This window comes from Pseudomonas sp. TE3552 (assembly GCF_056278945.1).
The window spans coordinates 5,649,438-5,675,175 of record NZ_JBWBQJ010000001.1 but is presented as its reverse complement, the minus strand read 5'-3'; the positions used below and the strand labels follow the sequence as shown (position 1 = coordinate 5,675,175).

22 protein-coding genes and 1 pseudogene are annotated in these 25,738 nt (G+C 60.3%); 8 read left to right on the top strand and 15 right to left on the bottom strand.

The window, feature by feature from the left end; translation table 11 throughout:
* The first annotated feature begins 32 nt into the window (after positions 1 to 32).
* Positions 33 to 1,874 carry a dihydroxy-acid dehydratase gene (ilvD, locus tag ACZ9BB_RS25665; RefSeq protein WP_476217337.1) on the top strand — a complete coding sequence of 614 codons (1,842 nt, stop codon included), beginning with the start codon at positions 33 to 35 and terminating at the stop codon, positions 1,872 to 1,874.
* Positions 1,875 to 1,959: 85 nt separating this feature from the next.
* Here ilvD and ACZ9BB_RS25660 read toward each other — a convergent pair whose 3' ends face one another.
* Entirely contained in the window at positions 1,960 to 3,021 is a 1,062-nt protein-coding gene (locus tag ACZ9BB_RS25660) for a haloacid dehalogenase-like hydrolase (RefSeq protein ID WP_476217335.1), read from the bottom strand.
* A 238-nt stretch (positions 3,022 to 3,259) separates the two neighbouring features.
* Between ACZ9BB_RS25660 and ACZ9BB_RS25655 the strand changes: the two genes are divergently transcribed.
* Positions 3,260 to 4,651 (top strand): L-cystine transporter, encoded by a 1,392-nt coding sequence (locus ACZ9BB_RS25655; RefSeq protein ID WP_476217333.1) that lies wholly within the window; start codon positions 3,260 to 3,262, stop codon positions 4,649 to 4,651.
* A gap of 109 nt (positions 4,652 to 4,760) precedes the next feature.
* On the opposite strand, the gene ACZ9BB_RS25650 is transcribed toward ACZ9BB_RS25655, so the two are convergent.
* Positions 4,761 to 5,273, bottom strand: coding sequence for a dihydrofolate reductase (locus tag ACZ9BB_RS25650; protein ID WP_476217331.1), 513 nt, complete (start codon positions 5,271 to 5,273; stop codon positions 4,761 to 4,763).
* Between the two features lie 85 nt (positions 5,274 to 5,358).
* Between ACZ9BB_RS25650 and ACZ9BB_RS25645 the strand changes: the two genes are divergently transcribed.
* Positions 5,359 to 6,738, top strand: a complete 1,380-nt coding sequence (locus ACZ9BB_RS25645; RefSeq protein ID WP_476217329.1) for a DUF2868 domain-containing protein — start codon at positions 5,359 to 5,361, stop codon at positions 6,736 to 6,738.
* Positions 6,731 to 8,107, top strand: a complete 1,377-nt coding sequence (locus ACZ9BB_RS25640; RefSeq protein WP_476217327.1) for a GTPase/DUF3482 domain-containing protein — start codon at positions 6,731 to 6,733, stop codon at positions 8,105 to 8,107. The genes ACZ9BB_RS25645 and ACZ9BB_RS25640 overlap by 8 nt, the downstream gene beginning before the upstream one ends.
* 54 nt (positions 8,108 to 8,161) lie before the next feature.
* On the opposite strand, the pseudogene ACZ9BB_RS25635 reads toward ACZ9BB_RS25640, so the two are convergent.
* A pseudogene (locus ACZ9BB_RS25635) lies at positions 8,162 to 8,359 on the bottom strand (LysR family transcriptional regulator); the annotation flags it as partial.
* 16 nt (positions 8,360 to 8,375) lie between these two features.
* Positions 8,376 to 10,697, bottom strand: a complete 2,322-nt coding sequence (locus ACZ9BB_RS25630; RefSeq protein ID WP_476217325.1) for a heavy metal translocating P-type ATPase — start codon at positions 10,695 to 10,697, stop codon at positions 8,376 to 8,378.
* An 84-nt stretch (positions 10,698 to 10,781) separates the two neighbouring features.
* Between ACZ9BB_RS25630 and cadR the strand changes: the two genes are divergently transcribed.
* Positions 10,782 to 11,231, top strand: coding sequence for a Cd(II)/Pb(II)-responsive transcriptional regulator (gene cadR, locus ACZ9BB_RS25625; RefSeq protein ID WP_007897786.1), 450 nt, complete (start codon positions 10,782 to 10,784; stop codon positions 11,229 to 11,231).
* Between the two features lie 21 nt (positions 11,232 to 11,252).
* On the opposite strand, the gene ACZ9BB_RS25620 is transcribed toward cadR, so the two are convergent.
* The 4 genes from ACZ9BB_RS25620 to ACZ9BB_RS25605 form a co-directional block, all read right to left on the bottom strand.
* Positions 11,253 to 12,089, bottom strand: coding sequence for a hypothetical protein (locus ACZ9BB_RS25620; protein WP_476217323.1), 837 nt, complete (start codon positions 12,087 to 12,089; stop codon positions 11,253 to 11,255).
* A 147-nt stretch (positions 12,090 to 12,236) separates the two neighbouring features.
* Positions 12,237 to 13,208, bottom strand: coding sequence for a thymidylate synthase (locus tag ACZ9BB_RS25615; protein WP_476217321.1), 972 nt, complete (start codon positions 13,206 to 13,208; stop codon positions 12,237 to 12,239).
* A gap of 64 nt (positions 13,209 to 13,272) precedes the next feature.
* Positions 13,273 to 14,085 (bottom strand): prolipoprotein diacylglyceryl transferase, encoded by an 813-nt coding sequence (gene lgt, locus ACZ9BB_RS25610; RefSeq protein ID WP_476217319.1) that lies wholly within the window; start codon positions 14,083 to 14,085, stop codon positions 13,273 to 13,275.
* A gap of 83 nt (positions 14,086 to 14,168) precedes the next feature.
* Positions 14,169 to 14,951, bottom strand: a complete 783-nt coding sequence (locus tag ACZ9BB_RS25605; protein WP_476217317.1) for a sulfite exporter TauE/SafE family protein — start codon at positions 14,949 to 14,951, stop codon at positions 14,169 to 14,171.
* 134 nt (positions 14,952 to 15,085) lie between these two features.
* On the opposite strand from ACZ9BB_RS25605, the gene ACZ9BB_RS25600 reads away from it, so the two are divergent.
* A complete protein-coding gene (locus tag ACZ9BB_RS25600) occupies positions 15,086 to 15,832 on the top strand; it encodes an NRDE family protein (protein ID WP_476217315.1) in 747 nt (248 codons plus the stop codon).
* A gap of 162 nt (positions 15,833 to 15,994) precedes the next feature.
* On the opposite strand, the gene ptsP is transcribed toward ACZ9BB_RS25600, so the two are convergent.
* The gene (gene ptsP / locus ACZ9BB_RS25595; RefSeq protein WP_476217313.1) at positions 15,995 to 18,274 is read right to left on the bottom strand and encodes a phosphoenolpyruvate--protein phosphotransferase; all 2,280 of its coding nucleotides are present in this window, start codon (positions 18,272 to 18,274) and stop codon (positions 15,995 to 15,997) included.
* Between the two features lie 22 nt (positions 18,275 to 18,296).
* Positions 18,297 to 18,776, bottom strand: coding sequence for an RNA pyrophosphohydrolase (locus ACZ9BB_RS25590; protein ID WP_007897732.1), 480 nt, complete (start codon positions 18,774 to 18,776; stop codon positions 18,297 to 18,299).
* A 143-nt stretch (positions 18,777 to 18,919) separates the two neighbouring features.
* Here ACZ9BB_RS25590 and ACZ9BB_RS25585 point away from each other — a divergent pair, with 143 nt between their 5' ends.
* Complete coding sequence (locus ACZ9BB_RS25585) at positions 18,920 to 19,576, top strand: histidinol-phosphatase (RefSeq protein ID WP_476217310.1); 657 nt, start codon at positions 18,920 to 18,922, stop codon at positions 19,574 to 19,576.
* A gap of 118 nt (positions 19,577 to 19,694) precedes the next feature.
* Here ACZ9BB_RS25585 and ACZ9BB_RS25580 read toward each other — a convergent pair whose 3' ends face one another.
* Both ACZ9BB_RS25580 and ilvA read right to left on the bottom strand, forming a co-directional pair.
* A complete protein-coding gene (locus tag ACZ9BB_RS25580; RefSeq protein WP_476217308.1) occupies positions 19,695 to 20,123 on the bottom strand; it encodes a DUF2269 domain-containing protein in 429 nt (142 codons plus the stop codon).
* Positions 20,124 to 20,162: 39 nt separating this feature from the next.
* A complete protein-coding gene (gene ilvA, locus ACZ9BB_RS25575) occupies positions 20,163 to 21,677 on the bottom strand; it encodes a threonine ammonia-lyase, biosynthetic (protein WP_476217306.1) in 1,515 nt (504 codons plus the stop codon).
* Positions 21,678 to 22,004: 327 nt separating this feature from the next.
* On the opposite strand from ilvA, the gene rpiA reads away from it, so the two are divergent.
* Positions 22,005 to 22,679 (top strand): ribose-5-phosphate isomerase RpiA, encoded by a 675-nt coding sequence (gene rpiA / locus ACZ9BB_RS25570; RefSeq protein ID WP_476217304.1) that lies wholly within the window; start codon positions 22,005 to 22,007, stop codon positions 22,677 to 22,679.
* Between the two features lie 145 nt (positions 22,680 to 22,824).
* Here the strand turns inward: rpiA and ACZ9BB_RS25565 are convergent, their stop codons facing one another.
* From ACZ9BB_RS25565 to ACZ9BB_RS25555, 3 genes are all read right to left on the bottom strand, one after another.
* The gene (locus ACZ9BB_RS25565) at positions 22,825 to 23,742 is read right to left on the bottom strand and encodes an SdiA-regulated domain-containing protein (protein WP_476217302.1); all 918 of its coding nucleotides are present in this window, start codon (positions 23,740 to 23,742) and stop codon (positions 22,825 to 22,827) included.
* Positions 23,743 to 23,872: 130 nt separating this feature from the next.
* A complete protein-coding gene (locus tag ACZ9BB_RS25560) occupies positions 23,873 to 24,802 on the bottom strand; it encodes an SdiA-regulated domain-containing protein (RefSeq protein ID WP_476217300.1) in 930 nt (309 codons plus the stop codon).
* 255 nt (positions 24,803 to 25,057) lie between these two features.
* Positions 25,058 to 25,723, bottom strand: coding sequence for a fumarylacetoacetate hydrolase family protein (locus ACZ9BB_RS25555; protein WP_476217298.1), 666 nt, complete (start codon positions 25,721 to 25,723; stop codon positions 25,058 to 25,060).
* Positions 25,724 to 25,738 lie beyond the last annotated feature (15 nt).

The following is a 25,738-nucleotide window of genomic DNA, read 5'->3' as shown; positions in this document are numbered from 1 at the left end:
TTTGATACCTGTTTAGCCGCCCGGAGTGCTCCATGCCTGATTACCGCTCGAAAACATCCACCCACGGCCGCAACATGGCCGGTGCTCGCGCACTGTGGCGCGCCACGGGGATGAAAGATGACGACTTCAAGAAGCCGATCATCGCCATTGCCAACTCCTTTACCCAGTTTGTACCGGGCCATGTGCACCTCAAGGACCTGGGACAACTGGTCGCTCGCGAAATCGAGCGGGCCGGCGGCGTCGCCAAAGAATTCAACACCATCGCCGTGGATGACGGCATCGCCATGGGCCACGACGGCATGCTCTATTCGCTGCCGAGCCGCGAGATCATCGCCGACTCCGTCGAATACATGGTCAACGCCCACTGCGCCGATGCCATTGTCTGCATCTCCAACTGCGACAAGATCACCCCAGGCATGCTGATGGCCGCCCTGCGCCTGAACATCCCGGTGATCTTCGTTTCCGGCGGCCCGATGGAAGCTGGCAAGACCAAACTGGCCAGCCACGGTCTCGACCTGGTCGATGCCATGGTGATCGCCGCCGACTCCAGCGCCTCTGACGAGAAGGTCGCCGAGTACGAGCGCAGCGCCTGCCCTACTTGCGGCTCCTGCTCCGGCATGTTCACCGCCAACTCGATGAACTGTCTGACCGAAGCCCTCGGCCTCGCGTTGCCGGGCAACGGTTCGACCCTGGCCACCCACAGCGACCGTGAACAGCTGTTCCTGCAAGCCGGCCGCACCATCGTCGAGCTGTGCAAGCGTTACTACGGCGAGAACGATGAGTCGGTGTTGCCGCGCAACATCGCCAACTTCAAGGCGTTCGAAAACGCCATGACCCTGGACATCGCCATGGGCGGTTCCACCAACACCATCCTGCACTTGCTGGCCGCGGCCCAGGAAGCCGAGATCGATTTCGACCTGCGCGACATCGACCGTCTCTCCCGTCACGTACCGCAACTGTGCAAGGTCGCGCCGAACATCCAGAAGTACCACATGGAAGACGTGCACCGTGCCGGAGGGATCTTCAGCATCCTCGGTTCCCTGGCCCGTGGCGGCCTGTTGCACACTGATCTGCCGACCGTGCACAGCAAGACCATGGCCGAAGGTATCGCCAAGTGGGACATCACCCAGACCACCGACGAAGCCGTGCATCACTTCTTCAAGGCCGGTCCTGCAGGCATCCCGACACAAACTGCGTTCAGCCAGTCGACCCGTTGGGAAACCCTGGACGACGACCGTGAAAACGGCTGCATCCGCAGTGTCGAACACGCTTACTCGAAAGAAGGCGGCCTGGCCGTTCTGTACGGCAACATCGCGCTGGACGGTTGCGTGGTGAAAACCGCCGGCGTCGACGAGTCGATCCACGTCTTCGAAGGCAACGCGAAGATCTTCGAAAGCCAGGACAGCGCGGTACGCGGCATCCTCGCCGACGAAGTGAAGGCCGGCGACATCGTGATCATTCGTTATGAAGGTCCGAAAGGCGGCCCGGGCATGCAGGAAATGCTCTACCCGACGTCTTACCTGAAATCCAAAGGCCTGGGCAAAGCCTGCGCCCTGCTCACCGACGGCCGTTTCTCTGGTGGTACTTCGGGCCTGTCCATCGGCCACGCATCGCCAGAAGCCGCTGCAGGCGGCGCGATCGGTCTGGTGCAGGATGGCGACAAAGTGCTGATCGACATTCCAAACCGCTCGATCAACCTGTTGATCAGCGATGATGAAATGGCCGCGCGCCGTGCCGAACAGGACAAGAAAGGCTGGAAACCCGTGGAAGTGCGTCCACGTAAAGTGACCACGGCGCTCAAAGCCTATGCCCTGTTGGCCACCAGCGCCGACAAGGGTGCGGTACGTAACAAGGCGATGCTCGACGGGCTGTAATACTTAACCGTCGAACAAAAAAATGCCCCGCCAAGTGCGGGGCATTTTTTTGTTGGCCCCGGTTAAATGTGGGGGCGACTCGGTCTTACTGAATCTCTTCCGGCTTCACGATCACCCAATTCTTGTCCGCCGTCACTGCCAAGCCTTCTTTGGCCTGGGCTGCGGCGTTCTTGGCCATCATGCCGTTGATCTGGGTCATGTACTTGTCTTTACGGTTGACCCACAAATGGATGCCGCCCTTGGACACGTCGACGCTGTGGAACAGCATGTAACCGTCGCTGGTCGGGGTATCGCCGCCCACGAGGACCGGTTTCTTCCATTCATCGATGTAGGTCAGGATCGCCGCCTGCTTGCCGGCCATCCAGGTTGCTGGAGTCCACAGGTACGGAGTCAGTTCCAGGCCCAGGTTAGCCTTCTCGTCATACTTGCCGGCAGTAATCTGCTTACGCGCCGTGGTCAGCTCGCCAGTCTTGCGGTCCTTGAGCAGCGTGGTCACGCCGATCACGTTCTGTGGTTTGACGTTGTAGCCATATTTCGGATCGGACGCGACCATGCGCACCAGCTCTTCGGAGGCGGCGGTCATCACGTAGACCTCGATGCCGTTCTCCATCAGTTTGTTGTAGAGCTCTTTCTGACCGGTAAAGATTTTCGGCGGGTTGACGTCGATGGTCTTGACCACGTCGCCGTCGTAATAAGTGCTCGATACCGGTTTGCCAGACGCCATCAGCTCATCGACATTGCCTTTGAGCTCTTGAAGTGTGAAGCCGGAAAACACTTGGGCGACCCATGGGTAGCACACCATGTCGTCGATTTCGCAGAGGCGATAGTAGTAGCTGAACAGGCTTTCCTTGTGGTCGGCGGTGTCCTTGAACGGCATCAGTTTCAGGGAGGGATCAAGTGACTCGCGGGTGATCAGGCCCTTGTTTTCCATGAACGGCAGCAATGACTCTTCGAGGTCGTAGCGGTAACTGGTGTTGTCCATGTCGAACACCGCGAAGTTACCTTTGTTGGCATTGGCCGCGATCATCGCGTCCAGCGCCTTGGCCTGATCGGCTGGCCAGTGCTTCAAATCCGTGGCGAAGACCTGGCCGGCAAGGCCCAGTCCCAAACTCAGTGCGGCAGCCAGAATTTTCGGTGCGAGCTTCATCTGCGTTTCTCCCTGATTCAAAGATATCGACGCTAACAAATCTGTATGACAGTCCTCGCCTGCCCGCGACCGCTTACATCCTGATTCCGTCAACGGCATTCCCCACAGCGTCAGTGGCTTATTCCAAAAACGACAGTCAACCGCTGTTTTTGATATTAAATCATTACATATCAAGCTGTTAGGCTTGCCGGTTCGCAGTCACACACGAAGGTGGCTGGCACAAGTCTATGGAGCTTCTATGAATCTGCCGCTGATCCTCAATCTGCTGGTGTTCCTCGCCTTGCTTTTTGGCCTGGCGCAAACCCGTCACACCACCTGGAGCCTGGCCAAAAAGGTTCTGCTGGCGCTGGCATTGGGTGTGGTATTCGGTGTCGCTCTGCACACGATTTATGGTGCGGGCAACCCGGTACTGAAAGCCTCGATCGGCTGGTTCGATCTGGTGGGCAACGGTTATGTGCAGTTACTGCAAATGATCGTGATCCCGCTGGTGTTCGCCTCGATCCTCAGCGCCGTGGCGCGCCTGCACAATGCTTCGTCGCTGGGCAAGATCAGCTTCCTGACCATCGGCACGCTGCTGTTCACCACCGCCATCGCCGCGCTGATCGGTATCGGCCTGACCAACCTGTTCGGCCTCACCGCCGAAGGTCTGATCGCCGGCACCCAGGAAATGGCTCGCCTGCAAACCATCCAGACCGATTACGCGGGCAAGGTCGCCGACCTGAATGTGCCGCAGCTGCTGCTGTCGTTCATCCCGCAGAACCCGTTCGCAGACCTGGCTCGCGCCAAGCCGACCTCGATCATCAGCGTGGTGATCTTTGCCGCGTTCCTTGGGGTCGCCGCGCTGCAACTGCTCAAGGATGATGTCGAGAAAGGTCAGAAAGTGATCAACGCCATCGACACCCTGCAAGCCTGGGTGATGCGCCTGGTACGCCTGGTGATGAAGCTGACCCCGTACGGCGTATTGGCGCTGATGACCAAAGTGGTCGCCGGCTCCAACCTGCAAGACATCATCAAGCTCGGCAGTTTCGTGGTGGTGTCCTACATCGGCCTGGGCCTGATGTTTGTGGTCCATGGCGTGCTGGTGTCGGCCGCCGGGATCAACCCGCTACGGTTTTTCCGCAAGATCTGGCCGGTGCTGACGTTTGCCTTCACCAGCCGCTCCAGCGCCGCCACCATTCCACTGAGCATCGAAGCCCAGACCAGCCGTCTGGGGATTCCACAGTCCATCGCCAGTTTCGCCGCCTCGTTTGGCGCGACTATTGGCCAGAACGGCTGTGCCGGTCTGTACCCGGCAATGTTGGCGGTGATGGTCGCGCCGACCGTGGGCATCAACCCGCTGGACCCATTGTGGATCGCGACGTTGGTGGCGATTGTGACGCTGAGTTCGGCCGGTGTGGCCGGGGTCGGTGGCGGCGCGACCTTCGCCGCATTGATCGTGCTGCCGGCGATGGGCTTGCCGGTGTCACTGGTGGCGTTGCTGATTTCGGTTGAGCCGCTGATCGACATGGGGCGTACGGCATTGAACGTCAGTGGTTCGATCACCGCCGGGGCGATCACCAGCCAGATCATGCAGCAGACCGACAAGCAATTGCTGGACGCGGATGAGCATGGGGCGTTGGCTCAGGCTTGATGCCTGTTAGATCGCCTTCGCGGGCAAGCCTCGCTCCTACAGGATTTGTGTCGATCACCTAATGTGGTTCACCACAACCCTGTAGGAGCGAGGCTTGCCCGCGAAGCTTTTAGACTTTTTCCCAAACCTCGAAGCTGTACGCCGGCTTGTCGCCTTCTGCCGGATTCGGAACATTCGACACCAGTTTCCACTGGTTCAAATCAAACTCCGGAAACCACGCATCCCCTTCCGGGCTCAGCGCCACGCGCGTCAGGTACAGCCGATCGGCCTGCTCCAGCGCTTGCGCATACAACTGCGCGCCACCAATCAGCATCAATTCATCGACGCCCTGCTCCCGCGCCCATTCCTCAGCGCGAACCACCGCTGCCTCCAGCGACGGATAAACCTCCGCGCCTTCCAGCTGCAGATCCGCTTGACGGCTGACCACGATGTTCAACCGCCCCGGCAGCGGACGACCGAGAGAATCCCAGGTCTTGCGACCCATGATGATCGGCTTGCCGAGGGTGGTGGCCTTGAAGTATTTGAAGTCCCCCGGCAAGTGCCAGGGCATGCTGTTGTCGACGCCGATCACACGGTTTTCACCGAGGGCTGCGATCAGGCTGAGGGGGAGTGATTTAGTCATGCCGGCGAGGATACCAGAGCCTCCCTTACCCCGATAAGCGCCACAGCGGTTATGCTCACTGCTCAATTAAGCGACGGGATGCCGCGTGACTGAACTGACGCCCCTGCAAAACCTCTGGCTGAGCGAAACCATACGCCTGCGTGAAGAACACGCCGGGCCCCTGGATGATCTGGAAGCCAACCGAGTCGCCCGTAGCGCTGGCGGTGACCTGCCGACGCGCATTCAATGCCGCGCCCGGTGGCTGGCCGAGCGCGATGGACAGACCAGTGCCCTGAAACACTGGTTGCAAGGCGCGCGACTGGCGCTGATCGTACTGGCCGTACTGGCCGTGATCAGCGGCGCCGGCCTGGCGTTTGCTGCGCTAGGCGACGGTCAGATTCCGGTCAATGTGTTCTGGGCTTTGGGCAGTCTGCTCGGGCTGAATCTGATCCTATTGCTGAGTTGGGCCTTGGGCCTGGTATTCGCCGGTGAACAGGGCGCCACCCTCGGACGCTTGTGGCTGTGGCTCAGTGAAAAACTCGCCCGCGATGCCAGCGCCGCACAACTGGCGCCGGCCTTGCTGCTGTTGCTGCAACGGCAGAAACTCAATCGCTGGGCGCTTGGCGTGCTGGTCAACGGCTTGTGGTTACTGGTGATGCTCAGTGCCTTGGTGATGGTGCTAACGCTGATGGCGACCCGGCGCTATGGCTTCGTCTGGGAAACCACCATTCTTGGCGGCGACACCTTCGTCGCCATCACCCAAGCCCTCGGTGCCGTGCCGGCCTTGCTCGGTTTCAGTGTGCCCAGCGTGGAAATGATCCGCGCCAGCGGCGATGCTGCGCTGAACATCGAAAGCGCCCGCCAGGCCTGGGCGGCCTGGCTGGTTGGGGTGCTGCTGGTCTACGGTCTTTTGCCGCGTTTACTGCTTGCACTGTTCTGCCTGTGGCGCTGGAAAACCGGTCAAGCGACCTTGCATCTGGATCTGAACCTGCCCGGCTACGCCCAACTGCGCGAACGGTTGATGCCCACCAGCGAACGCCTGGGCATCAGCGACGCCGCGCCTGCGCAACTGCATCAGATTGAAAACACCGCCAGCGATCTGCAAAGCGATGGCGCGCTGCTGGTGGCCATCGAGCTGGACGATCAACGCCCCTGGCCGCCGCAGCTGCCGAAAAGCGTCAACAACGCAGGCGTCCTCGACAGCCGCGAATCCCGGCACAAGCTGCTCGAACAACTGAGTCGCTTTCCCCCGGCCCGGCTGGCCATCGCCTGCGATCCACGGCGTTCGCCAGACCGTGGCAGCCTGGCACTGATTGCCGAACTGGCCCGTAGCGCCACCGCCACCCGCGTGTGGCTGCTGCAAGCGCCGCCCGGCGAAGCGCTGGATGCCGAACGCCTGGGCGACTGGCATGTTGCGCTCCAACAACTGGACCTGCCATTCGCCGATTGCGCGCCGTTGAACTGGCTGGAGACGGGTCATGACTGATACCTGGAAACAGCCTTTGAAACTCGCCGTGGTCGGCCACACCAATGTTGGCAAGACCTCGTTGCTGCGAACGCTGACGCGCGACGTCGGCTTCGGCGAAGTGTCTCATCGCCCCAGCACCACGCGCCACGTCGAAGGCGCGCGCTTGTCGGTAGAGGGCGAGCCGTTGCTCGATCTGTTCGACACGCCGGGCCTGGAAGATGCCATCGCCCTGCTCGACTACCTCGAGCGTCTGGAACGACCCGGCGAACGCCTCGACGGCCCGGCACGACTGGCGCGATTCCTTGAGGGCAGCGAAGCCCGGCAGCGTTTCGAGCAGGAAGCCAAGGTGCTGCGGCAACTGCTCGCCTCGGACGCCGGCCTCTATGTGATCGACGCCCGGGAACCAGTGCTGGCCAAGTACCGCGACGAACTGGAGGTACTGGCCAGTTGCGGCAAGCCACTGCTGCCGGTGCTGAATTTTGTCAGCAGCGCCCAGCATCGCGAACCGGATTGGCGTGAAGCCCTGGCGCGTCTGGGCTTGCATGCCTTGGTGCGTTTCGACAGCGTTGCACCGCCGGAGGATGGCGAACGTCGACTGTATGAAAGCCTCGCGCTGCTGCTGGAAAACTCCCGCGAACAACTGGAGCGCTTGATCGCCGATCAGCAGGCCCAACGCCTGGCCCGTCAGCAGAGTGCAGCGCGGCTGATTGCCGATTTATTGATCGATTGTGCCGCCTGCCGCCGCAGCGTGGTCAGCGAGGCAGAGCAGGAACAGCACGCAATCAGCGAACTGCGCAAAGCAGTGCGTCAGCGCGAACAACGCTGCGTCGAGGCCCTGCTCAAGCTCTACGCTTTCCGCCCACAGGATGCGGCGGCCAGTGACCTGCCGCTGCTCGATGGTCGCTGGGGCGATGATCTGTTCAACCCGGAAACCCTGAAGCAGCTCGGTGTGCGGGTCGGCGGTGGTATCGCGGCGGGCGCGGCGGCCGGGGCCGGGGTTGACTTGCTGGTGGGTGGCCTGACCCTCGGCGCGGCGGCATTGGCCGGCGCGATTGCCGGCGGCGCACTGCAAACCGCCCGCAGTTACGGCAGCCGTTTGCTGGGCAAGATAAAGGGGCAGCGAGAACTGACCGTCGACGACAGCGTGCTGCGGCTGTTGGCCTTGCGTCAGCGGCAATTGCTACAAGCCCTGAACCAGCGCGGGCATGCGGCGATGGACAGCATTCAGGTCGCCACACCGCAAGACAAAACCTGGCGCGAAGGCAAACTGCCTGAAGCGCTGAACAAGGCGCGGGCGCATCCGCAGTGGTCGTCGCTTAATCCGAATTCGAAGTTGAGTCAGGCGGAGCGTCAGGAGCAGGTTGAGGTGTTGGCGCAACAGCTTTAAAGACCCGCAATCTGCGGTGTCAGCTCTGGCCCCATCGCGGGCTTGCCCGCTCCTCGGCAACAACCGCGCGCTTTCGTCGCTGACGCTGAGGCGGCGGCCGCCACGGTAGAACAGTTCAACCGAATACTGGCTTTCCAGATGCCGAATATGGGTCGTCACCGTCGGTTGGCTCAGACCGAGCTTTTTCGCCGCCAGGGTGATGCTGCCCAGCCGGGCAACCATGTAAAACGCCTTCAGCCCGGCACTCAGCACACCCTTCCCTCATCGTTTATTTGCGCAGCAGGCGCAAACCGTTGAACACCACCAACAGGCTTACGCCCATGTCAGCGAACACCGCCATCCACATGGTGGCGATCCCGGCGAAGGTTACCCCAAGAAAGATCGCCTTGATGACCAAAGCGAGGGCGATGTTCTGTTTCAGGATGCTTGAGGTCTGCCGCGACAGGCGAATAAAGGCCGGAATCTTGCGCAGATCGTCGTCCATCAGCGCGACATCGGCAGTTTCGATGGCGGTATCGGTACCGGCCGCCGCCATGGCGAAACCGATCTCGGCCCGCGCCAGTGCCGGAGCATCGTTGATGCCGTCGCCGACCATCCCCACCCGATGGCCCTGGGCATACAGCGTTTCGATGGCTTGCAGCTTATCGGTCGGCAACAGATCGCCCTGCGCCTGATCAATGCCCACGTGGGCGGCGATGGCCTGAGCGGTGTGAACGTTGTCGCCGGTCAGCATCAGGGTTTTGATACCCAGCTCATGCAATTGCTGGATCGCCTCGCGACTGGACGCCTTCACGGTGTCTGCCACGGCGAACAGCGCCAAGGGGCCCGACTTATCGAGCAACAGCACCACGGATTTGCCCTGTTTCTCCAGAGCAAACAGCTGCTCTTCCAGCGCTGGCGAACACAGGCCCAACTCTTCCACCAGGCGGTGATTGCCCAAGTGGTAGAGCTCACCGTTGATCTCACCGCGCACTCCACGACCCGCCAGGGCTTCGAAGTTATCCACAATCAGCGGTTCCGGATGTTTATCCACAGCCGCATTGGCGATGGCCAGCGACACCGGGTGATCCGAACGACCGGCCAGTGCCGCCGCAATGGCCGGGGCTATTTCATCCGCGATTGGGTCGAGGGACAAATAGTCGGTCTGCACCGGTTTGCCGTGAGTGAGGGTGCCGGTCTTGTCGAGGGCCAGGTAATCGAGTTTGTGGCCGTGCTCCAGATAGACGCCGCCCTTGACCAGAATCCCTTTGCGCGCCGCCGCCGCGAGGCCGCTGACGATGGTCACCGGGGTGGAAATCACCAAGGCGCATGGGCAGGCAACCACCAGCAACACCAGCGCCCGGTAGATCCAGTCGAACCACAGCGCATCCATGAACAACGGCGGAATCACCGCCACGGCCAAGGCCAGGATAAACACGGCCGGTGTATAGATTTTCGAGAAACTGTCGACAAAACGCTGGGTTGGCGCTCGCGCCCCTTGGGCCTGTTCGACCGCGTGAATGATCCGCGCCAGGGTCGAATTGTTCGCCACGGCAGTCACAACATATTCCAGCGAACCGGACTGGTTGATGGTGCCGGCGAACACCTTGTCGCCGATAGTCTTCTCGACCGGCAGGCTTTCTCCGGTAATCGGCGCCTGGTCGATGGTCGAGCTGCCGGACAGCACTTCGCCGTCCAGACCGATCCGCTCGCCGGGACGCACCCGCACCCGTGCGCCCAGCTCGATGTTTTTCACCGGTTGTGCGACCCAACTGCCGTCGGCCCGCAGCACCGTGGCTTGTTCCGGGGTCATCTGCATCAGCCCGCCGATGGCATTGCGCGCCCGGTCCAAAGACCTGGCTTCGATCAGCTCGGCCACGGTGAACAGGAACATCACCATCGCCGCTTCCGGCCATTGACCGATCAGGACCGCACCGGTCACCGCGATGCTCATCAGCGCGTTGATGTTCAGGTTGAGGTTTTTCAGGGCGATCCAGCCCTTTTTATAGGTACCCAGGCCGCCACTGAGGATTGAGATCAGCGCAATAACCGCCACCATCCAGTTCGGCGCCGCGTTGGTGAAGTGGATAACTTCGGCTGCCAGCGCGCCAACGCCGGACAACGCCAATGGCCACCAGGGCTTTTTCTCAGGCGCCGGGGCTGGCGCTTCGACGCCCGGCTCCAGCGGCTCGGCGTGCATGCCGAGCGACTTGATCGCATCGATGATCGGTGCGGTGCCTGGCAGGTCGTGGGTCACGCCCAATACCCGATTGATCAGGTTGAATTCCAGTTGCTGCACACCCGAAAGCTTTCCGAGTTTGTTCTGGATCAGCGTCTGCTCGGTCGGGCAGTCCATGGCTTCGATGCGGAAGCTGCTCAGCCGCGCGCCGGTGGTCGGTGTCTCGCTCAACTTGATCAGCGATGGCGCCGCAACTTTGGAGGAACAGCAGGAATCGCCGTGACTGCCATGATCATGCTTGGGCACAGGCTGCAGCTTGTGGCTGTGATCGTGATCGTGATCGTGATCGTGATCGTGATCGTGATCGTGATCGTGATCGTGATCGTGATCGTGATCAGCCTCGGGTTTGTGGGTGTGAAGAGAATCGCTCATTGGTCGCGTCCATGAAGGTGCCTGTTGCCAAGTAAAGACCCTGTAGCCACTATAGGGTCAAGCACCCTTTTGGAGATTGACGCGATGAAAATAGGAGAACTGGCGAAACTCACCGACTGCGCCGTGGAAACCATCCGCTACTACGAGCGCGAAAACCTGCTGCCGGAACCGGCCCGCAGCGACGGTAATTACCGCGTCTACACCCAGGCTCACGCTGAGCGCCTGACCTTCATCCGCAACTGCCGAACCCTCGACATGACCCTGGAGGAAATCCGCAGCCTGCTGGCCCTGCGCGACAGCCCGCAGGACCAATGCGAAAACGTCAACGCGCTGATCGACGAACACATCCACCATGTAAAAGCGCGGATCGACGGCTTACTGGCCTTGCAGACACAATTGCTCGACCTGCGCCAACGCTGCAGCGAAGGGCCGGATATCGATCAGTGCGGGATTTTGCAGCGGCTGGAAGTGAGCGGTGGGGTTGTGGCGACGGAGGTTGAGCATTCTCATGTCGGTAGGAGTCATGGGCATTGAATCCATCACCATTCAAGCCGATTACACCAATTTGAACTCGAGGATTCCGTTGTTTCCCATGCCATAGCTGATGCCGGGCACCATCCCGGACCCCAGAAAAAGGCTGCAAAATAGATGAACGAGCTCACCGCGATGGCCTTGATAGACAGAAGGCTCAATCCGGAACTCCAGGGGTGAGTCGGGGCTAACGGCCAATTTACGCTGATAGTCTCTCCAGGCTCCGCCTGCCCCGCCATTCGGGCCACTTTTCCAGAACATTTCGATGGCGTTGTTTGTTTGCAGGTTTTCAATCCGGGGGATGGTCAGGATAACGCCGTCGGGATGTTGATCGATCTCCAGTACATCTTCCAAGACCCCTTCAATAGACACCCGGTCGGTTTGAATCAGTGCCGGGGCCAACGTCATGAACAAAGAGCGAGAAGGTAGAGGGTTTTCCTCTCTCACGATCACAAAAATGACTTCACACCTCTTTCCTTCAAACTTCCGGGCTTCCTCATCTGGAACAACAAAATGCAGCGCGGTGAAATTCAGTACCCATTGGGGTAATGACTGGAAGCTCTCGCCGGTCCCGTCCAATGCCTGCCATTGCACTCGAACCTGATCGTATAGCTGAAACTCCAACTCGTTCGGATACACCACCACTCGCAACGAATCAACGAAGATGGGCGTCCCTGTGAGTATTTCCATGGGTACCACACATCCCCATGGAGCGAGGCTCGGAATGAAATGAAAGAGCCCCGAGCGGCTTTCACAGCCAATGAGCGGTGAACTGGCCAATTCGGCGCGCAAGCGCTTCGGCGCAAGGCTTGAATGTTTCTCCGAAAAGCCGGCAGGCGCATGAGGCACGTTGATCGTCATGAAGAGGCTCCTGAACAAGAAGAGGGTGTTGCTGACCCGGCCTGATGGCCTTGGGATCAGTCAAACACCCTCTCGTTTATTCGCCTACTGTCATAAATGACAGTTCAACAGACCTTTTCCTAATAAAAAGATCGCCGATCAAAACTATCAAACCGCCATCGGCGCGGTCATCGGCGCGTGGTGCTCGTAACCTTCGAGCGAGAAATCACTCGGCTCGATCTGCTCCAGCCACTCCGGCTGATAAATACCGGTCTTGGCAAACTCCGGCACGCGGTTGGAAATCACCAGTTTTGGCATCGGGAACGGCTCGCGCTTGAGCTGTTCGTTGAGCATGTCCAGGTGGTTTTCGTAGACGTGGGCGTCGCCGATGAAATAGGTGAACCAGCGTGGCGTGTAACCGGTCAGGCGACCGATCAGGCTCAACAACGCGGCGCCTTCGGTGAGGTTAAACGGCGTGCCCAGACCCAGGTCGTTGGAGCGGATGTAGAGGGTCAGGGAGATTTCCTTGGTCTCGACATTCGGGTGGAACTGGTACAGCAAGTGGCACGGCGGCAGAGCCATCTCATCAAGCTGCGCAACGTTCCAGCCGTGGAACAGGATGCGACGGCTGCCCGGATCCTTGATGATGGTGTCGATGCACTGGCGGATCTGGTCGATCGCCTTGTACAGCACCACGTAGGCCTGGCCGTCTTCTTCGCCTTCGGCGATCTGCCGATAACCCTGGCTCAAGGTTTGCTCGATCGCGGCCTGGTTGCTGACCGGAATCTGCTTGTACGCCGGCCATTTGCGCCATTGCACACCGTAGATCTCGCCGAGGTCGTCTTCACCCTGACGGAACGGGTTGGCCAGCCATTGGGCGTTTTCGTTGGCGTTCTGGTCCCAGACCTTGCAGCCCAGCGCCCGGAATTCGGCGGCGTTGTTCACCCCGCGTAGAAAACCGCACATCTCGCCGATGGCGGATTTGAAGGCCATCTTGCGAGTGGTGATTGCCGGGAAACCTTCCTGCAAATCGAAGCGCAGCATCGCACCCGGAAAGCTGATGGTGTTGACGCCGGTGCGGTTGGCCTGCTTGGTGCCGTTCTGGATGACGTGGGCGACCAGTTCGAGATATTGCTTCATGAGTTACCTGTGTCCTTGAACCCGGAGCTGTCGCCCCGGGGTTCGAATTTTTAGCGCCTGCTTCTTACACAGCAGCTGCGGGGGCCGCCGGGGCGCGTCGATAGGCCAGCCAGATCAGGAACAGACCGCCGACGATCATCGGTACGCACAGCACCTGACCCATGGTCAGCCAGTTCCAGGCCAGATAACCCAGTTGCGCATCCGGCACGCGAACGAATTCGACGATGAAGCGGAAGATGCCATAGAACAGCGCGAACATCCCGGACACCGCCATGGTCGGCCGCGGCTTGCGCGAGAACAGCCAGAGGATGGCGAACAGCGCCACGCCTTCTAGTGCGAACTGGTACAGCTGCGACGGGTGACGCGGCAACTGCGCCGGATCGCTGAACGGCGGGAAGATCATCGCCCACGGCACGTCGGTCGGCTTGCCCCACAACTCGGCGTTGATGAAGTTACCGATGCGCCCGGCACCCAGGCCGATTGGCACCATCGGTGCGACGAAGTCCATCAGCTGGAAGAACGACTTGCCATTCTTTCTACCGAACCACAACGCCGCCAGCATCACACCGATAAACCCGCCGTGGAATGACATGCCGCCCTTCCACACTTCGAAAATCAGCGTCGGGTTGGCCAGGTAGGCATGCAGATCGTAGAACAGCACATAACCCAAGCGACCGCCGACGATGACGCCCATCGACATCCAGAACACCATGTCGGAGAGTTTCTCCTTGGTCCAGGTCGGGTCGAAGCGGTTCAGCCGACGGGACGCCAGCAGCCACGCGCCGCCGATGCCGACCAGGTACATCAGGCCGTACCAGTGGATTTTCAGCGGACCGATGGCCAGGGCCACCGGGTCGATCTGCGGGTAAGGCAGCATTGCGACTCCTCGTTAGAGTTGAAACCTTTAAAATTCCCGGGCGACGCTGTCACGCCAGGATTAAGCCAGGATTGCGCTACGCGTCAGAGCAAGAAGCTCAGGCCGACGCAAAACAGCAAAGCGGCAAACAGTCTTTTCAGCAAGCGCGCCGACAGCTTGTGGGCCAATCGCGCACCGAGACGGGCGAAAACCATGCTGGTCAGGGCGATCCCCAGCAGCGCCGGCAAATAAACAAAACCGAGACTATGGGCCGGCAACAATGGATCGTGCCACCCCAGAATCATGAAACTTAATGCACTTGCCAAAGCGATGGGCAGGCCACAGGCCGACGATGTGGCCACCGCTTGTTGCATCGGCACGCTGCGCCAGGTCAGGAACGGCACGGTCAACGAGCCGCCGCCAATCCCGAAAATCGCCGAAGCCCAGCCAATCACACTGCCGGCCACGGTCAGACCGACTTTACCGGGCACCGTTCGGCTGGCCTTGGGTTTGAAGTCCAAAGCGAGTTGAACGGCGATGATCAACGCGAATACGCCAATGATCTTCTGTAAATTCGGCCCGGAAATCGCTTCGGCAGTCAGCGCGCCGAAACCGGCACCGATCAGAATGCCAAGGGTCATCCAGGCAAAAATCGGCCAACGCACGGCGCCGCGGCGATGGTGCTCGCGAACCGCATTGACCGACGTAAAGATGATCGTCGCCAGGGAGGTGCCGACTGCCAGATGCGTCAGGATCGACGCATCAAATCCCTGCAAGGTGAAACTGAACACCAGCACCGGGACAATGATGATCCCGCCGCCTACCCCGAATAGCCCGGCCAGCACGCCCGCACAGGCGCCCAGCGCCAGATAGAGCAGAAATTCCATGGCCGCATCCCCAAGCATCCCAAAACAGGAGCGGCATGGTAACGGATGGATGGCCTCGGGCTCCACTGTGGATGGCGATGGATCGATGAGCGATGTCTGCGTAGAGTGAGCAAAAAACACACAAGGACCACCTTATGTGCCTGATTGTTTTTGCCTGGCGGCCGAGCCACGCCCAGCCACTGATCGTGGCGGCCAACCGCGACGAATTCTATGCCCGGCCCAGCCTGCCCCTGGCGCAATGGCCGCATTCCCCCCACGTGTACGCCGGGCGCGACCTTGAGGCCGGTGGTACGTGGCTCGGCGTCGGCGCCAATGGGCGCTTCGCCGCGCTGACCAACATCCGCGATCCGCTTCAGCCACCGGCCGCCAGGTCGCGAGGTGAACTGGTGGCGCAGTTTCTCAGCGGCGACATGCCGATTGACGACTATTTAAATGACGTTGTCCGACGTTCGCCTGAATATGCCGGGTTTAACCTGCTGATTGGCAATGCCAACGAGTTGTGGCACTTCAATGCCCGGGAAACGGAGGCAGTCATGCTCAAGCCTGGCGTTTACGGATTATCCAACGCAGGGCTGGATACGCCGTGGCCAAAAGTGCTCAAGGCCAAGGCCGCATTAAGCGAGGTGCTGAACGATCCACAGCCGCAGGCGCTATTGGCCTTGCTGAGCGATCCACAGACCGCGCCGCTTGCCGAGCTGCCGGACACCGGCGTAGGACAGACCACCGAGACGCTGTTGTCGAGTGTGTTTATCAAGAGCCCGACTTACGGAACACGAGCGAGCACGGCGTTGATCGTTCAGGCGGATGGGGTGCGGCATATGGTCGAACGGAGTTTCGGGCCGTATGGGGGGCATCTGGGGGAGGTAGAGATCAGGATTTGAAGGTCGAGCGATTAATTGTGGCGAGGGAGCTTGCTCCCGCTGGAGTGCGAAGCGCTCCCGATCCGGCCGATGCGTTCTTTCAGAAAGATCGCATTAGCCGGTTTACGACTGCTTCGCAGCCGGACGGGAGCAAGCTCCCTCGCCACAAGGGCCCTCAGCGTTTTAGAGGGTCTTGACCGAAGCCGGATTGATCATCCGCGCCAATCCAAGGTTCTTCAGCGCCAGTTGCAGCGAGCTGTGGATAACTTGCGGATTGTCGATGGTCATCAGTTCCGCCAGCAATTCCTTGGCCTTGCTCAGGTTGATCTGACGCAGCATCCACTTCACTTTCGGCAAGTTGGTGGCGTTCATCGACAGGCTGTCGAAGCCCATCGCCATCAACAACACCGCCGCTGCCGGGTCACCGGCCATTTCGCCGCAGATACTCACCGGCTTGCCTTCGGCATGGGCGTCGCGCACTACGTTCTGCAAGGCTTGCAGCACCGCCGGGTGCAGGTAGTCGTAGAGGTCGGCCACCCGCGGGTTGTTACGGTCCACGGCCAGCAGGTACTGGGTCAGGTCGTTGGAGCCGACGGACAGGAAGTCCACTTGCCGCGCCAGTTCCTTGGTCTGATACACCGCTGCCGGAATCTCGATCATCACGCCAACCGGCGGCATCGGCACATCGGTGCCTTCGTCGCGGACTTCGCCCCAGGCCCGGTGGATCAGGTGCAAGGCTTCTTCCAGTTCATGGATGCCGGAAATCATCGGCAGCAGAATCCGCAGGTTATTCAGGCCTTCGCTGGCCTTGAGCATGGCCCGGGTCTGCACCAGGAAGATTTCCGGATGGTCGAGGGTCACACGAATGCCGCGCCAGCCGAGGAACGGGTTGTCTTCCTTGATCGGGAAGTACGACAACGCTTTGTCGCCGCCGATGTCCAGGCTGCGCATGGTCACCGGTTGCGGATGGAACGCGGCGAGTTGCTCGCGATAGATCGCCAACTGCTCCTTTTCGCTCGGGAAGCGCTGGTTGATCATGAACGGCACTTCGGTGCGGTACAGCCCCACGCCCTCGGCACCGCGTTTTTGCGCCCGCGCCACGTCCGCCAGCAGACCGGTGTTGACCCACAGCGGCATGCGGTGACCATCGACCGTTACGCACGGCAGGTCGCGCAATGCATCCAGCCCGAGGGCCAGTTGCTTTTCTTCCTCGACCACGTCGGCGAACTGCTTGCGCAGCACGTCACTGGGGTTGGTGTAGACCTCGCCGTGATAGCCGTCGACGATCATCTGGATGCCGTCGACCTTGGAATATGGCAGGTCGACCAGGCCCATCACCGTCGGAATGCCCATGGCCCGCGCCAGGATCGCCACGTGGGAGTTACCGGAACCGAGTACCGACACCAACCCCACCAGCTTGCCTTCCGGCACCTCGCCGAGCATCGCCGGCGTCAGTTCTTCGCTGACCAGAATGGTGTTGTCGGGGTAGACCAGCGTCTGCTGCCGCTCTTCCTGCAAGTAGGCGAGCAAGCGGCGACCGAGGTCCTTGACGTCCGAGGCGCGCTCACGCAGGTAGGCGTCGTCCATCAATTCGAAACGGTTGACGTGTTCCGTGACCACCTGGCGCAACGCGCCCTGGGCCCACTGGCCGGTCTTGATCACCGTGGTGATTTCGCTTCCCAGCGAGGCATCGTCAAGCATCATCAGGTAGACGTCGAACAGCGCGCGCTCTTCGGGCCGCAGCTGAGTCGCCAGCTTGGCGGACAAGGCACGCATGTCGGCGCGCACGCCTTCGATGGCGGTCTTGAACAGCGCAAGCTCCGCATCAATGTCGGTAATGGTCTTGTCCGGCACCACATCCAGATCGGCCGGTGGCAGCATGACGACCGCAGTCCCGACCGCCGCGCCCGGCGAACCCGGTACGCCGATGAACTTTGCTTCCTGGATACCTTTGCCCTGACGGCCCAGGCCGCGGATCGAACCGGTGGCCTCGGCGTGGGCGATAACGCCGGCGAGCTGCGCGCTCATAGTCACGAGGAAAGCTTCTTCACCTTCATCGAACTGGCGGCGTTCTTTTTGCTGAATGACCAACACGCCGACAACACGACGGTGGTGAATGATCGGCGCCCCAAGGAACGAGGCGTAGCGTTCTTCACCGGTCTCGGCGAAGTAACGGTAGCGCGGGTGATCCGCGGCGTTTTCGAGGTTCAGGGGTTCTTCACGCGTGCCGACCAGGCCGACCAGACCTTCGTTGGGTGCCATGCTGACTTTGCCGATCGAGCGCTTGTTCAAGCCCTCGGTGGCCATCAGCACGAAGCGATTGGTCTCTGGATCAAGCAAGTAGACCGAGCAGACCTGGCTGCCCATGGCCTCTTTGACGCGCAACACAATAATCCCCAACGCCGCCTTGAGATCCTTGGCGGAGTTAACTTCCTGGACGATCTTGCGCAGCGTATTGAGCATGGCTCGGGGTCGAACTCCGTCGTCAGTCGCGCGCTAAAAGGCGCGGGGCAAGCTCTTTGAGAGCGCGTCGATACACCTCGCGCTTGAATGTCACCACCTGGCCCAACGGATACCAATAGCTGACCCAGCGCCAGCCATCGAATTCCGGTTTACCGGTCAAATCCATCCGCACCCGCTGCTCGTTGGAGATCAGGCGCAGGAGAAACCATTTCTGCTTCTGGCCGATACACAGCGGTTGGCTGTGCGTCCTGACCAGACGTTGCGGCAAACGATAACGCAACCAGCCCCGGGTGCAGGCGAGAATTTCAACATCTTCGCGCTCCAGGCCCACTTCTTCGTTCAACTCGCGGTACAAGGCGTCTTCCGGCGTCTCCTGGGGATTGATCCCGCCCTGTGGAAACTGCCAGGCATCTTGATTGATACGGCGAGCCCATAGCACCTGGCCGGCATCATTCGTCAGAATGATCCCGACATTGGGGCGGAAACCATCGGGGTCGATCACGGCAACAACCTCGCAAACGCATGTCGCCGCATTGTTCCACAAAGGTTGTGAAAGCAGCAACGAGCCGACCTACCTTATGTGCACTCTTGTGAAAAGTCCGTATTCTGGACACCTTTCTACAGACTTTTCAGCGAGTAACTGCAATGCGGCTGGCTTTATTCGACTTGGACAACACGCTTCTGGGCGGCGACAGTGACCACGCCTGGGGCGATTATCTGTGCGAACGCGGTTTCCTCGACGCCGTCGCCTACAAGGCACGCAACGACGAGTTCTATCAGGACTACCTGGCCGGCAAGCTGGATAACGACGCGTACCTGAACTTCTGCCTGGAAGTCCTCGGTCGCACCGAGATGGCCACGCTGGATCAATGGCACATGGACTACATGCGCGACTGCATCGAACCGATCGTGCTGCCCAAGGGCCTCGAACTGTTGGCCCAGCACCGCGAGGCCGGCGACAAGCTGGTGATCATCACCGCCACCAACCGCTTCGTTACCGGGCCGATTGCCCAGCGTCTGGGCGTCGACACCCTGATCGCCACCGAATGCGAAATGATCGACGGCCGTTACAGCGGCCGCAGCACCGATGTCCCGTGCTTTCGTGAAGGTAAGGTGACCCGCTTGAATCGTTGGCTGGAAGAGACCGGCCACAACCTGCAAGACAGCTATTTCTACAGCGATTCGATGAATGACTTAGCGTTGCTGGAGCAGGTGGCGAATCCGATCGCGGTCGATCCGGACCCTAACTTGCGGGCCGAGGCCGAGAAACGTGGCTGGCCCGTGATCAGTCTGCGCGATTGATTAAGCCTGTAGCAGCTGCCGAGGTACGAGGCTGCGTTGCGGTCCGCAGGACCGCCCTTTGGGGCCGCTTCGCAGCCCATCGCAGCCTCGTACCTCGGCAGCTGCTACAGATTCCGCGCTATACCGGCTTGGCCCCCATCAACCCCGCAATGGCGATAAAGCAGACAAAGCTGAACAACGCCAACGCAAACGTAAACTTCCCATTGCCCCCCGCAGGCAGAGTGCGCAGCCGATTGAGCCGTACCACCAGCCAGAACCAGCCCAGCGCCGCCAAGGTGTAGAGCACACTGGAAGCCAGCAACCAGGTCTGCCCCAATGGCCAGCCCACCAGATGCACCATCCACCAACCGGTGAACGGCATGCTCAGCAGCGCCAGGCCCATCAGTAGCCAGATGAACACCTGTGGCCGTTGCAAGGTACGCGCATGAGCCGTCGCGTCACCGTTACGGCGTGTGCGCCAGACCCAGATCGCCAGCCCCAGCGCGCTGATCAACAGCAGCACCGTCGCCATGGTATGGGCGATTTTGAGGGCGGTTAACGTTTCCATTGTCCGGTTTCCTTATGGTTTGCCCATCAGCGTAGCCGCTCAGCCAAGAAACAGCTGATAGGCCGGGTTGTCGCTTTCGTCCCAGTATGGATAACCGATTTCTTCCAGCGCCGCCGGTACCAGATGACGCTCGTCGTGGGGCACTTGCAGGCCCGCGACCACACGGCCATCTGCCGCGCCGTGGTTGCGGTAGTGGAACATCGATATGTTCCAGCGCCCGCCGAGCTTGTTGAGGAAGTTGAATAGCGCACCCGGACGCTCCGGGAACTCGAAACGCAGCACCACTTCATCGACCACATGAGCGGCGCGCCCGCCGACCATGTGGCGGATGTGCAGCTTGGCCAGTTCGTTATCGGTCAGGTCGAGTACCGGGAAGCCCTGCTCGGTGAGGCTGGCGAGCAGCGCACTGCGCGGGTCGCTTTCCGGATGCGTCTGCACGCCGACAAAAATGTGCGCTTCGCTACCGGTGTTATAGCGGTAGTTGAATTCGGTGATCTGGCGCTTGCCGATGGCTTCGCAGAATGCCTTGAAGCTGCCCGGTTTCTCGGGGATGGTCACAGCGATGATGGCTTCGCGGCCCTCACCCAGTTCGGCGCGCTCGGCGACGTGACGCAGGCGGTCGAAGTTGACGTTGGCACCGGAATCGATGGCCACGAACGTTTGGCCGGTGACACCACTTTGCTCGATGTACTTCTTGATCCCGGCCACACCCAAGGCGCCGGCAGGTTCGGTGATCGAGCGGGTATCGTCGTAGATATCCTTGATTGCCGCACAGATCTCATCAGTGCTGACGGTGATGACTTCGTCTACGTAGTCTTTGCAGATATCGAAAGTGTGCTGACCAATCTGCGCCACAGCGACGCCGTCGGCGAAGAGGCCCACGGTAGGCAGGATCACGCGTTCACCAGCGGCCATGGCGGCTTGCAGGCAGTTGGAGTCGTCCGGCTCGACGCCGATGATTTTGATTTCAGGCCGCAGGTACTTCACGTACGCCGCAATCCCGGCGATCAATCCGCCACCGCCCACCGGAACGAAGATCGCGTCCAGGCGCCCGGGGTGCTGGCGCAGAATTTCCATGGCCACCGTGCCCTGCCCGGCAATGGTGTGGGGATCGTCGTAGGGGTGAATGTAGACGTAACCTTTTTCGTCGACCAGTTTCAGCGAGTAGGCCAGGGCTTCCGGGAACGAATCTCCGTGCAGTACCACTTTGCCGCCGCGCGAACGCACGCCTTCGACCTTGATCTCAGGGGTGGTCTTGGGCATCACGATGGTCGCCTTCACGCCCAGCACTTTGGCTGCCAGGGCCAGGCCTTGCGCATGGTTGCCCGCCGAAGCAGTGACCACGCCACGGGCGCGCTCTTCATCGCTCAGCTGCGTCAGCTTGTTGTAGGCGCCGCGAATCTTGAACGAGAACACTGGCTGCAAGTCTTCACGCTTGAGCCAGATATCGTTGCCCAGCCGCTCGGAGAGCTGGCGGGCAGTCTGCAATGGGGTTTCTACGGCAACGTCATAAACGCGCGAGGTGAGGATCTTTTTGACGTACTGTTCGAGCATCGGAAAGCATCACTGAGCGGGTTGGGCAGGGTCAAGGAGTCTAACCCGGCTTTCGGGCGGGCGACCACACTAAACAGGTGGTTTTAAGGTAAGACGCGATACCTGTGGCGAGGGGGCTTGCCCCCGTTCGGCTGCGAAGCAGTCGTAAAACCTATGAATCCGATGCGGCTGGAATTATGCAGAGGAGTGCTTCGCACTCCAACGGGGGCAAGCCCCCTCGCCACAAAAGCCAATGTGCGCCGCCCGCCAATCGGGCAATGACCTTCCCAACCCCGAAGCCTATAATGCCGGCCTTTCGTTCCCCCTCTTCGGCACCTCGGAGCCCGCATGACCCAGGATCAACTCAAACAGGCAGTGGCTCAGGCCGCCGTCGACTACATCCTTCCGAAACTCGATGACAAGAGCATCGTCGGGGTCGGCACCGGTTCCACCGCCAACTGCTTCATCGACGCCCTGGCCCAACACAAAGGCGCGTTCGACGGTGCCGTTGCCAGCTCCGAAGCCACCGCCGCCCGCCTCAAGGGCCACGGCATTCCGGTATATGAACTCAATACTGTCAGCGATCTGGAGTTCTACGTCGACGGCGCCGACGAAAGCGACGCGCACCTGAACCTGATCAAGGGCGGTGGTGCGGCCCTGACCCGCGAGAAGATCGTGGCAGCCGTGGCCAAGACCTTCATCTGCATCGCCGACGCCAGCAAACTGGTGCCGGTCCTCGGCGCGTTCCCGCTGCCGGTGGAAGTGATCCCGATGGCCCGCAGCCACGTGGCCCGCGAACTGGTGAAGCTTGGCGGTGACCCGGTTTACCGTGAAGGGGTGTTGACCGACAACGGCAATATCATCCTCGACGTGTTCAACATGCAGATCACCAACCCGGTGGAGCTGGAAACACAGATCAATGCCATCGTCGGCGTGGTCACCAACGGTCTGTTCGCGGCTCGCCCGGCTGATTTGCTGCTGCTAGGCACGAGTGAAGGCGTGAAAACCCTGCGCGCCGAGTAAGCGAGATCGCCCACACATCTGCGGGCAAATGAAATACCTGTGGGAGCGGGCTTGCCCGCGATGAGGCCGTAACATTCAACATTGATGTTGACTGAAAGGCCGCCATCGCGGGCAAGCCCGCTCCCACAGTGTTTTGGGGTGTTGGTTAGGGTTGTGCCGGTTTTTTGAAGACGTAGAACAGATTTGGCTCGCTGACGAGGTACAGGGTACCGTCTTCGTCCATGGCGATGCCTTCCGCTTGCGGCACAGCCTTCTGCAATCCCTGACGGCCCTTGCTTAGTGACAGGGTGGTCAGCGGTCGCCCGTCGACATCCAGCTCCAGAATCAGTCGCGACTCATCGGACAGCGCCAGCAAATGACCGCTGCGCTCGTCGTACTGCAGGCTCGACAGGTCTCGCACGAACATCCCTGCATCGCGCTTGGGGTTATTCACCACGTGTACCGCGTAGGATTTCTCCGGGTTGTAGTGCGGAAAACCCTGTACTTCGTAGATCAACATCGGGTCGCGCTCCTTCGCGACGAACAAGCGCTTGCCCACCGAGTCATAGGCCAACCCTTCGAACCCCTTGTTGCCACTCATGTGCACGCCGAGGGTCATCTGTTCGGCGTCCGCCGCATCGAGGAACGTCGTGTCCTTCTGCAGATGAATCTTGATCAGCCGTTGCTCGCGCTCATCAGTGATCACGTAAGTGTCGGCGCTGATGAATTCCACCGCCTCCGGATCGCCAAACCCAATCAGCGCCACACGCCGCAGGATTTTGCCTTCCAGGGAAAGCTCGATCAGTTCGGCATTTTTGTTGGTGACGGTAAACAGGCTTTTGCGTACGGGGTCGAAGGTCAGCGCCGAAACATCGTCGTCCAGACCGTCAATGACTCGCGCCTCGACCGCTACCTGATACTGATCCAGGCCAATCGACTGGGCATTCATCGGCTGCCATAGCGTCTGCACATTGAACCAGGTGCGCTCGAACAGGCGCAGGTACTGGCCGACGGCAACCAGCACGATCAGCGCAATGACCGACAGGATCAGCATCAGGAATTTGGCACGGGCAAGTCGGCGCATTCAGGCAGCTCGGAAGAACAGGACGGGCGAATGAAATACCACGACTGTCTGAATTCAAGCTTAATGGCCAGTGGCCGCGGCCCCGCAGGTTTACCCCAACGAGCGACCGCGCGCCACCCTCATGGCGGGGTTATTTCTGTTTTTCGAAGCGGTAGAACAGGTTCGGTTCGCTCACTATGTACAGCGTACCGGCTTCATCCATGGTCACGCCTTCGGCACGGGGAATGGTTTTCTTCAGACCATTGAAACCACCAAGCAAGGTCATGAAACTGACTTGCTCGCCCTTTTCGTCCAACTCCAGCAACAGGTGAGAATCGGCGGACAGCACCAGGGTGTGACCGGTACGCGGGTCAATGGCCAGGGCCGACAGGTTGCGGATATCCAGTTCGTCGCTGGACAGTTTCTGCTTGTCGCCCTTGAGGATTTGGCTGCCGTCGCTTTTCCAGCTGAACAGCGCCGGCGGACGTTCTTCCCCCAGCAGCAGTTGCTGGTTGTGCGCATCCCAGACGACGGCTTCAAAGGCTTTATTCTGGTCTTTCGAGGGGCCGAGATCGTATTTCGGGAAATTGGCGATGTTCAGCTCGCGAGTATCGGCATCGACCTTGACGATGGACAGCAGGTGTTCACGCTCATCGGTAATTGCCAGCAAACCATTGCCCATGACCGTCACCCCTTCCGGGTTGCTCCAGCCCACCAGCGGCATTTTGCGCAACACATCACCCTGCAAGGTCAGCTCGACCAGAAACGGGTTCTTGCCCATCACGGCAAACAGGGTTTTGGTCTGCGGGTCGTACGACACGTCCGAGGCTTCGTCTTTCTCCATGCCCGGCAGCAGCTTGGCGTCGATGACCGCCCGATAATCCGGCAGCCAGATACTCTCTTCTCGTTTGGCTGGGCTTTCGAAGCCCTCCTTCACCCAGAGCACACCGCGATCATCCCAATGCATCGCAAACGCAAGGCCATAAGCAGCGACCGCCACCAGTAAAAGCCAGGAATACCAACGCATGACAAAACGCGAGCGGCGGGCAGTTTTCAGCTTGGGCAGCGATTCGATGGCCATTCGGGGATGCGTTCCAGAAATTCAGGCTATGGGTAATAGCACATTGGGACTGGCTCAGACGCCAGAAGCCCGGAATTATCCAGACAAAATGTGAAAAAAACGGGAAATGGCGGGATTGCCCTGCGTGGGCGATCACGAAAACCAATGTGGGAGCGAGCCTGCTCGCGATGAGGCCCACACATCCAACATTGATGTTGAATGGCAGACCGCTATCGCGAGCAGGCTCGCTCCCACAGGTTTTTTGCGGTGTTTGTGCTAGAGAACGCTGCTGGTGAAGCGGCTGACGCCCGGCAATTCGAGTACCAGTTCGTCACCGACATTCAGCGGACCAACGCCCACCGGCGTCCCGGTGAGAATCACGTCACCGGCCTGCAACGAGAAGCAGCCGGCCATGTACTGGATCATCGGCACGATCGGGTTGAGCATCGCGCTGCTGTTGCCATCCTGGCGGACTTCGCCATTGATGGTCAGACGGATGCCGATGTCGGTCAGGTCGGCAAACGTGCTGCCCGCCACGAACGGCGCAATCACCGCCGCGCCATCGAACGACTTGGCGATTTCCCACGGCAGGCCCTTGGCCTTCAGCTCGGCCTGCTTGTCGCGCAAGGTCAGGTCCAGCGCCGGAGCGAAGCCGGAGATGGCATCCAGCACTTCTTCACGGCTCGGCTTGGTCGACAATGGCTTGCCGATCAGCACCGCGATTTCCGCTTCGTAATGCACCGAGCCACGCTCGGCTGGAATGCTGAAACCACCTTCCAGCGGCACCACGCAACTGCCCGGCTTGATGAACAGCAGGGGTTCGGTAGGCACCGGGTTGTCCAGTTCCTTGGCGTGTTCGGCGTAGTTGCGGCCGATGCACACCACTTTCCCCAGCGGGAAATGAATACGCGTACCGTCGACATACTGGTGCTGATAGCTCATTGACCGACTCCTTTG

What these genes read in the sequence shown, in the direction of transcription:
- ilvD (WP_476217337.1), top strand. Translation starts at nt 33, where the DNA reads ATGCCTGATTACCGCTCGAAAACATCCACCCACGGCCGCAACATGGCC.
- ACZ9BB_RS25660 (WP_476217335.1), bottom strand. Translation starts at nt 3,021, where the DNA reads ATGAAGCTCGCACCGAAAATTCTGGCTGCCGCACTGAGTTTGGGACTG.
- ACZ9BB_RS25655 (WP_476217333.1), top strand. Translation starts at nt 3,260, where the DNA reads ATGAATCTGCCGCTGATCCTCAATCTGCTGGTGTTCCTCGCCTTGCTT.
- ACZ9BB_RS25650 (WP_476217331.1), bottom strand. Translation starts at nt 5,273, where the DNA reads ATGACTAAATCACTCCCCCTCAGCCTGATCGCAGCCCTCGGTGAAAAC.
- ACZ9BB_RS25640 (WP_476217327.1), top strand. Translation starts at nt 6,731, where the DNA reads ATGACTGATACCTGGAAACAGCCTTTGAAACTCGCCGTGGTCGGCCAC.
- ACZ9BB_RS25630 (WP_476217325.1), bottom strand. Translation starts at nt 10,697, where the DNA reads ATGAGCGATTCTCTTCACACCCACAAACCCGAGGCTGATCACGATCAC.
- cadR (WP_007897786.1), top strand. Translation starts at nt 10,782, where the DNA reads ATGAAAATAGGAGAACTGGCGAAACTCACCGACTGCGCCGTGGAAACC.
- ACZ9BB_RS25620 (WP_476217323.1), bottom strand. Translation starts at nt 12,089, where the DNA reads ATGACGATCAACGTGCCTCATGCGCCTGCCGGCTTTTCGGAGAAACAT.
- ACZ9BB_RS25615 (WP_476217321.1), bottom strand. Translation starts at nt 13,208, where the DNA reads ATGAAGCAATATCTCGAACTGGTCGCCCACGTCATCCAGAACGGCACC.
- lgt (WP_476217319.1), bottom strand. Translation starts at nt 14,085, where the DNA reads ATGCTGCCTTACCCGCAGATCGACCCGGTGGCCCTGGCCATCGGTCCG.
- ACZ9BB_RS25605 (WP_476217317.1), bottom strand. Translation starts at nt 14,951, where the DNA reads ATGGAATTTCTGCTCTATCTGGCGCTGGGCGCCTGTGCGGGCGTGCTG.
- ACZ9BB_RS25600 (WP_476217315.1), top strand. Translation starts at nt 15,086, where the DNA reads ATGTGCCTGATTGTTTTTGCCTGGCGGCCGAGCCACGCCCAGCCACTG.
- ptsP (WP_476217313.1), bottom strand. Translation starts at nt 18,274, where the DNA reads ATGCTCAATACGCTGCGCAAGATCGTCCAGGAAGTTAACTCCGCCAAG.
- ACZ9BB_RS25585 (WP_476217310.1), top strand. Translation starts at nt 18,920, where the DNA reads ATGCGGCTGGCTTTATTCGACTTGGACAACACGCTTCTGGGCGGCGAC.
- ACZ9BB_RS25580 (WP_476217308.1), bottom strand. Translation starts at nt 20,123, where the DNA reads ATGGAAACGTTAACCGCCCTCAAAATCGCCCATACCATGGCGACGGTG.
- ilvA (WP_476217306.1), bottom strand. Translation starts at nt 21,677, where the DNA reads ATGCTCGAACAGTACGTCAAAAAGATCCTCACCTCGCGCGTTTATGAC.
- rpiA (WP_476217304.1), top strand. Translation starts at nt 22,005, where the DNA reads ATGACCCAGGATCAACTCAAACAGGCAGTGGCTCAGGCCGCCGTCGAC.
- ACZ9BB_RS25565 (WP_476217302.1), bottom strand. Translation starts at nt 23,742, where the DNA reads ATGCGCCGACTTGCCCGTGCCAAATTCCTGATGCTGATCCTGTCGGTC.
- ACZ9BB_RS25560 (WP_476217300.1), bottom strand. Translation starts at nt 24,802, where the DNA reads ATGGCCATCGAATCGCTGCCCAAGCTGAAAACTGCCCGCCGCTCGCGT.
- ACZ9BB_RS25555 (WP_476217298.1), bottom strand. Translation starts at nt 25,723, where the DNA reads ATGAGCTATCAGCACCAGTATGTCGACGGTACGCGTATTCATTTCCCG.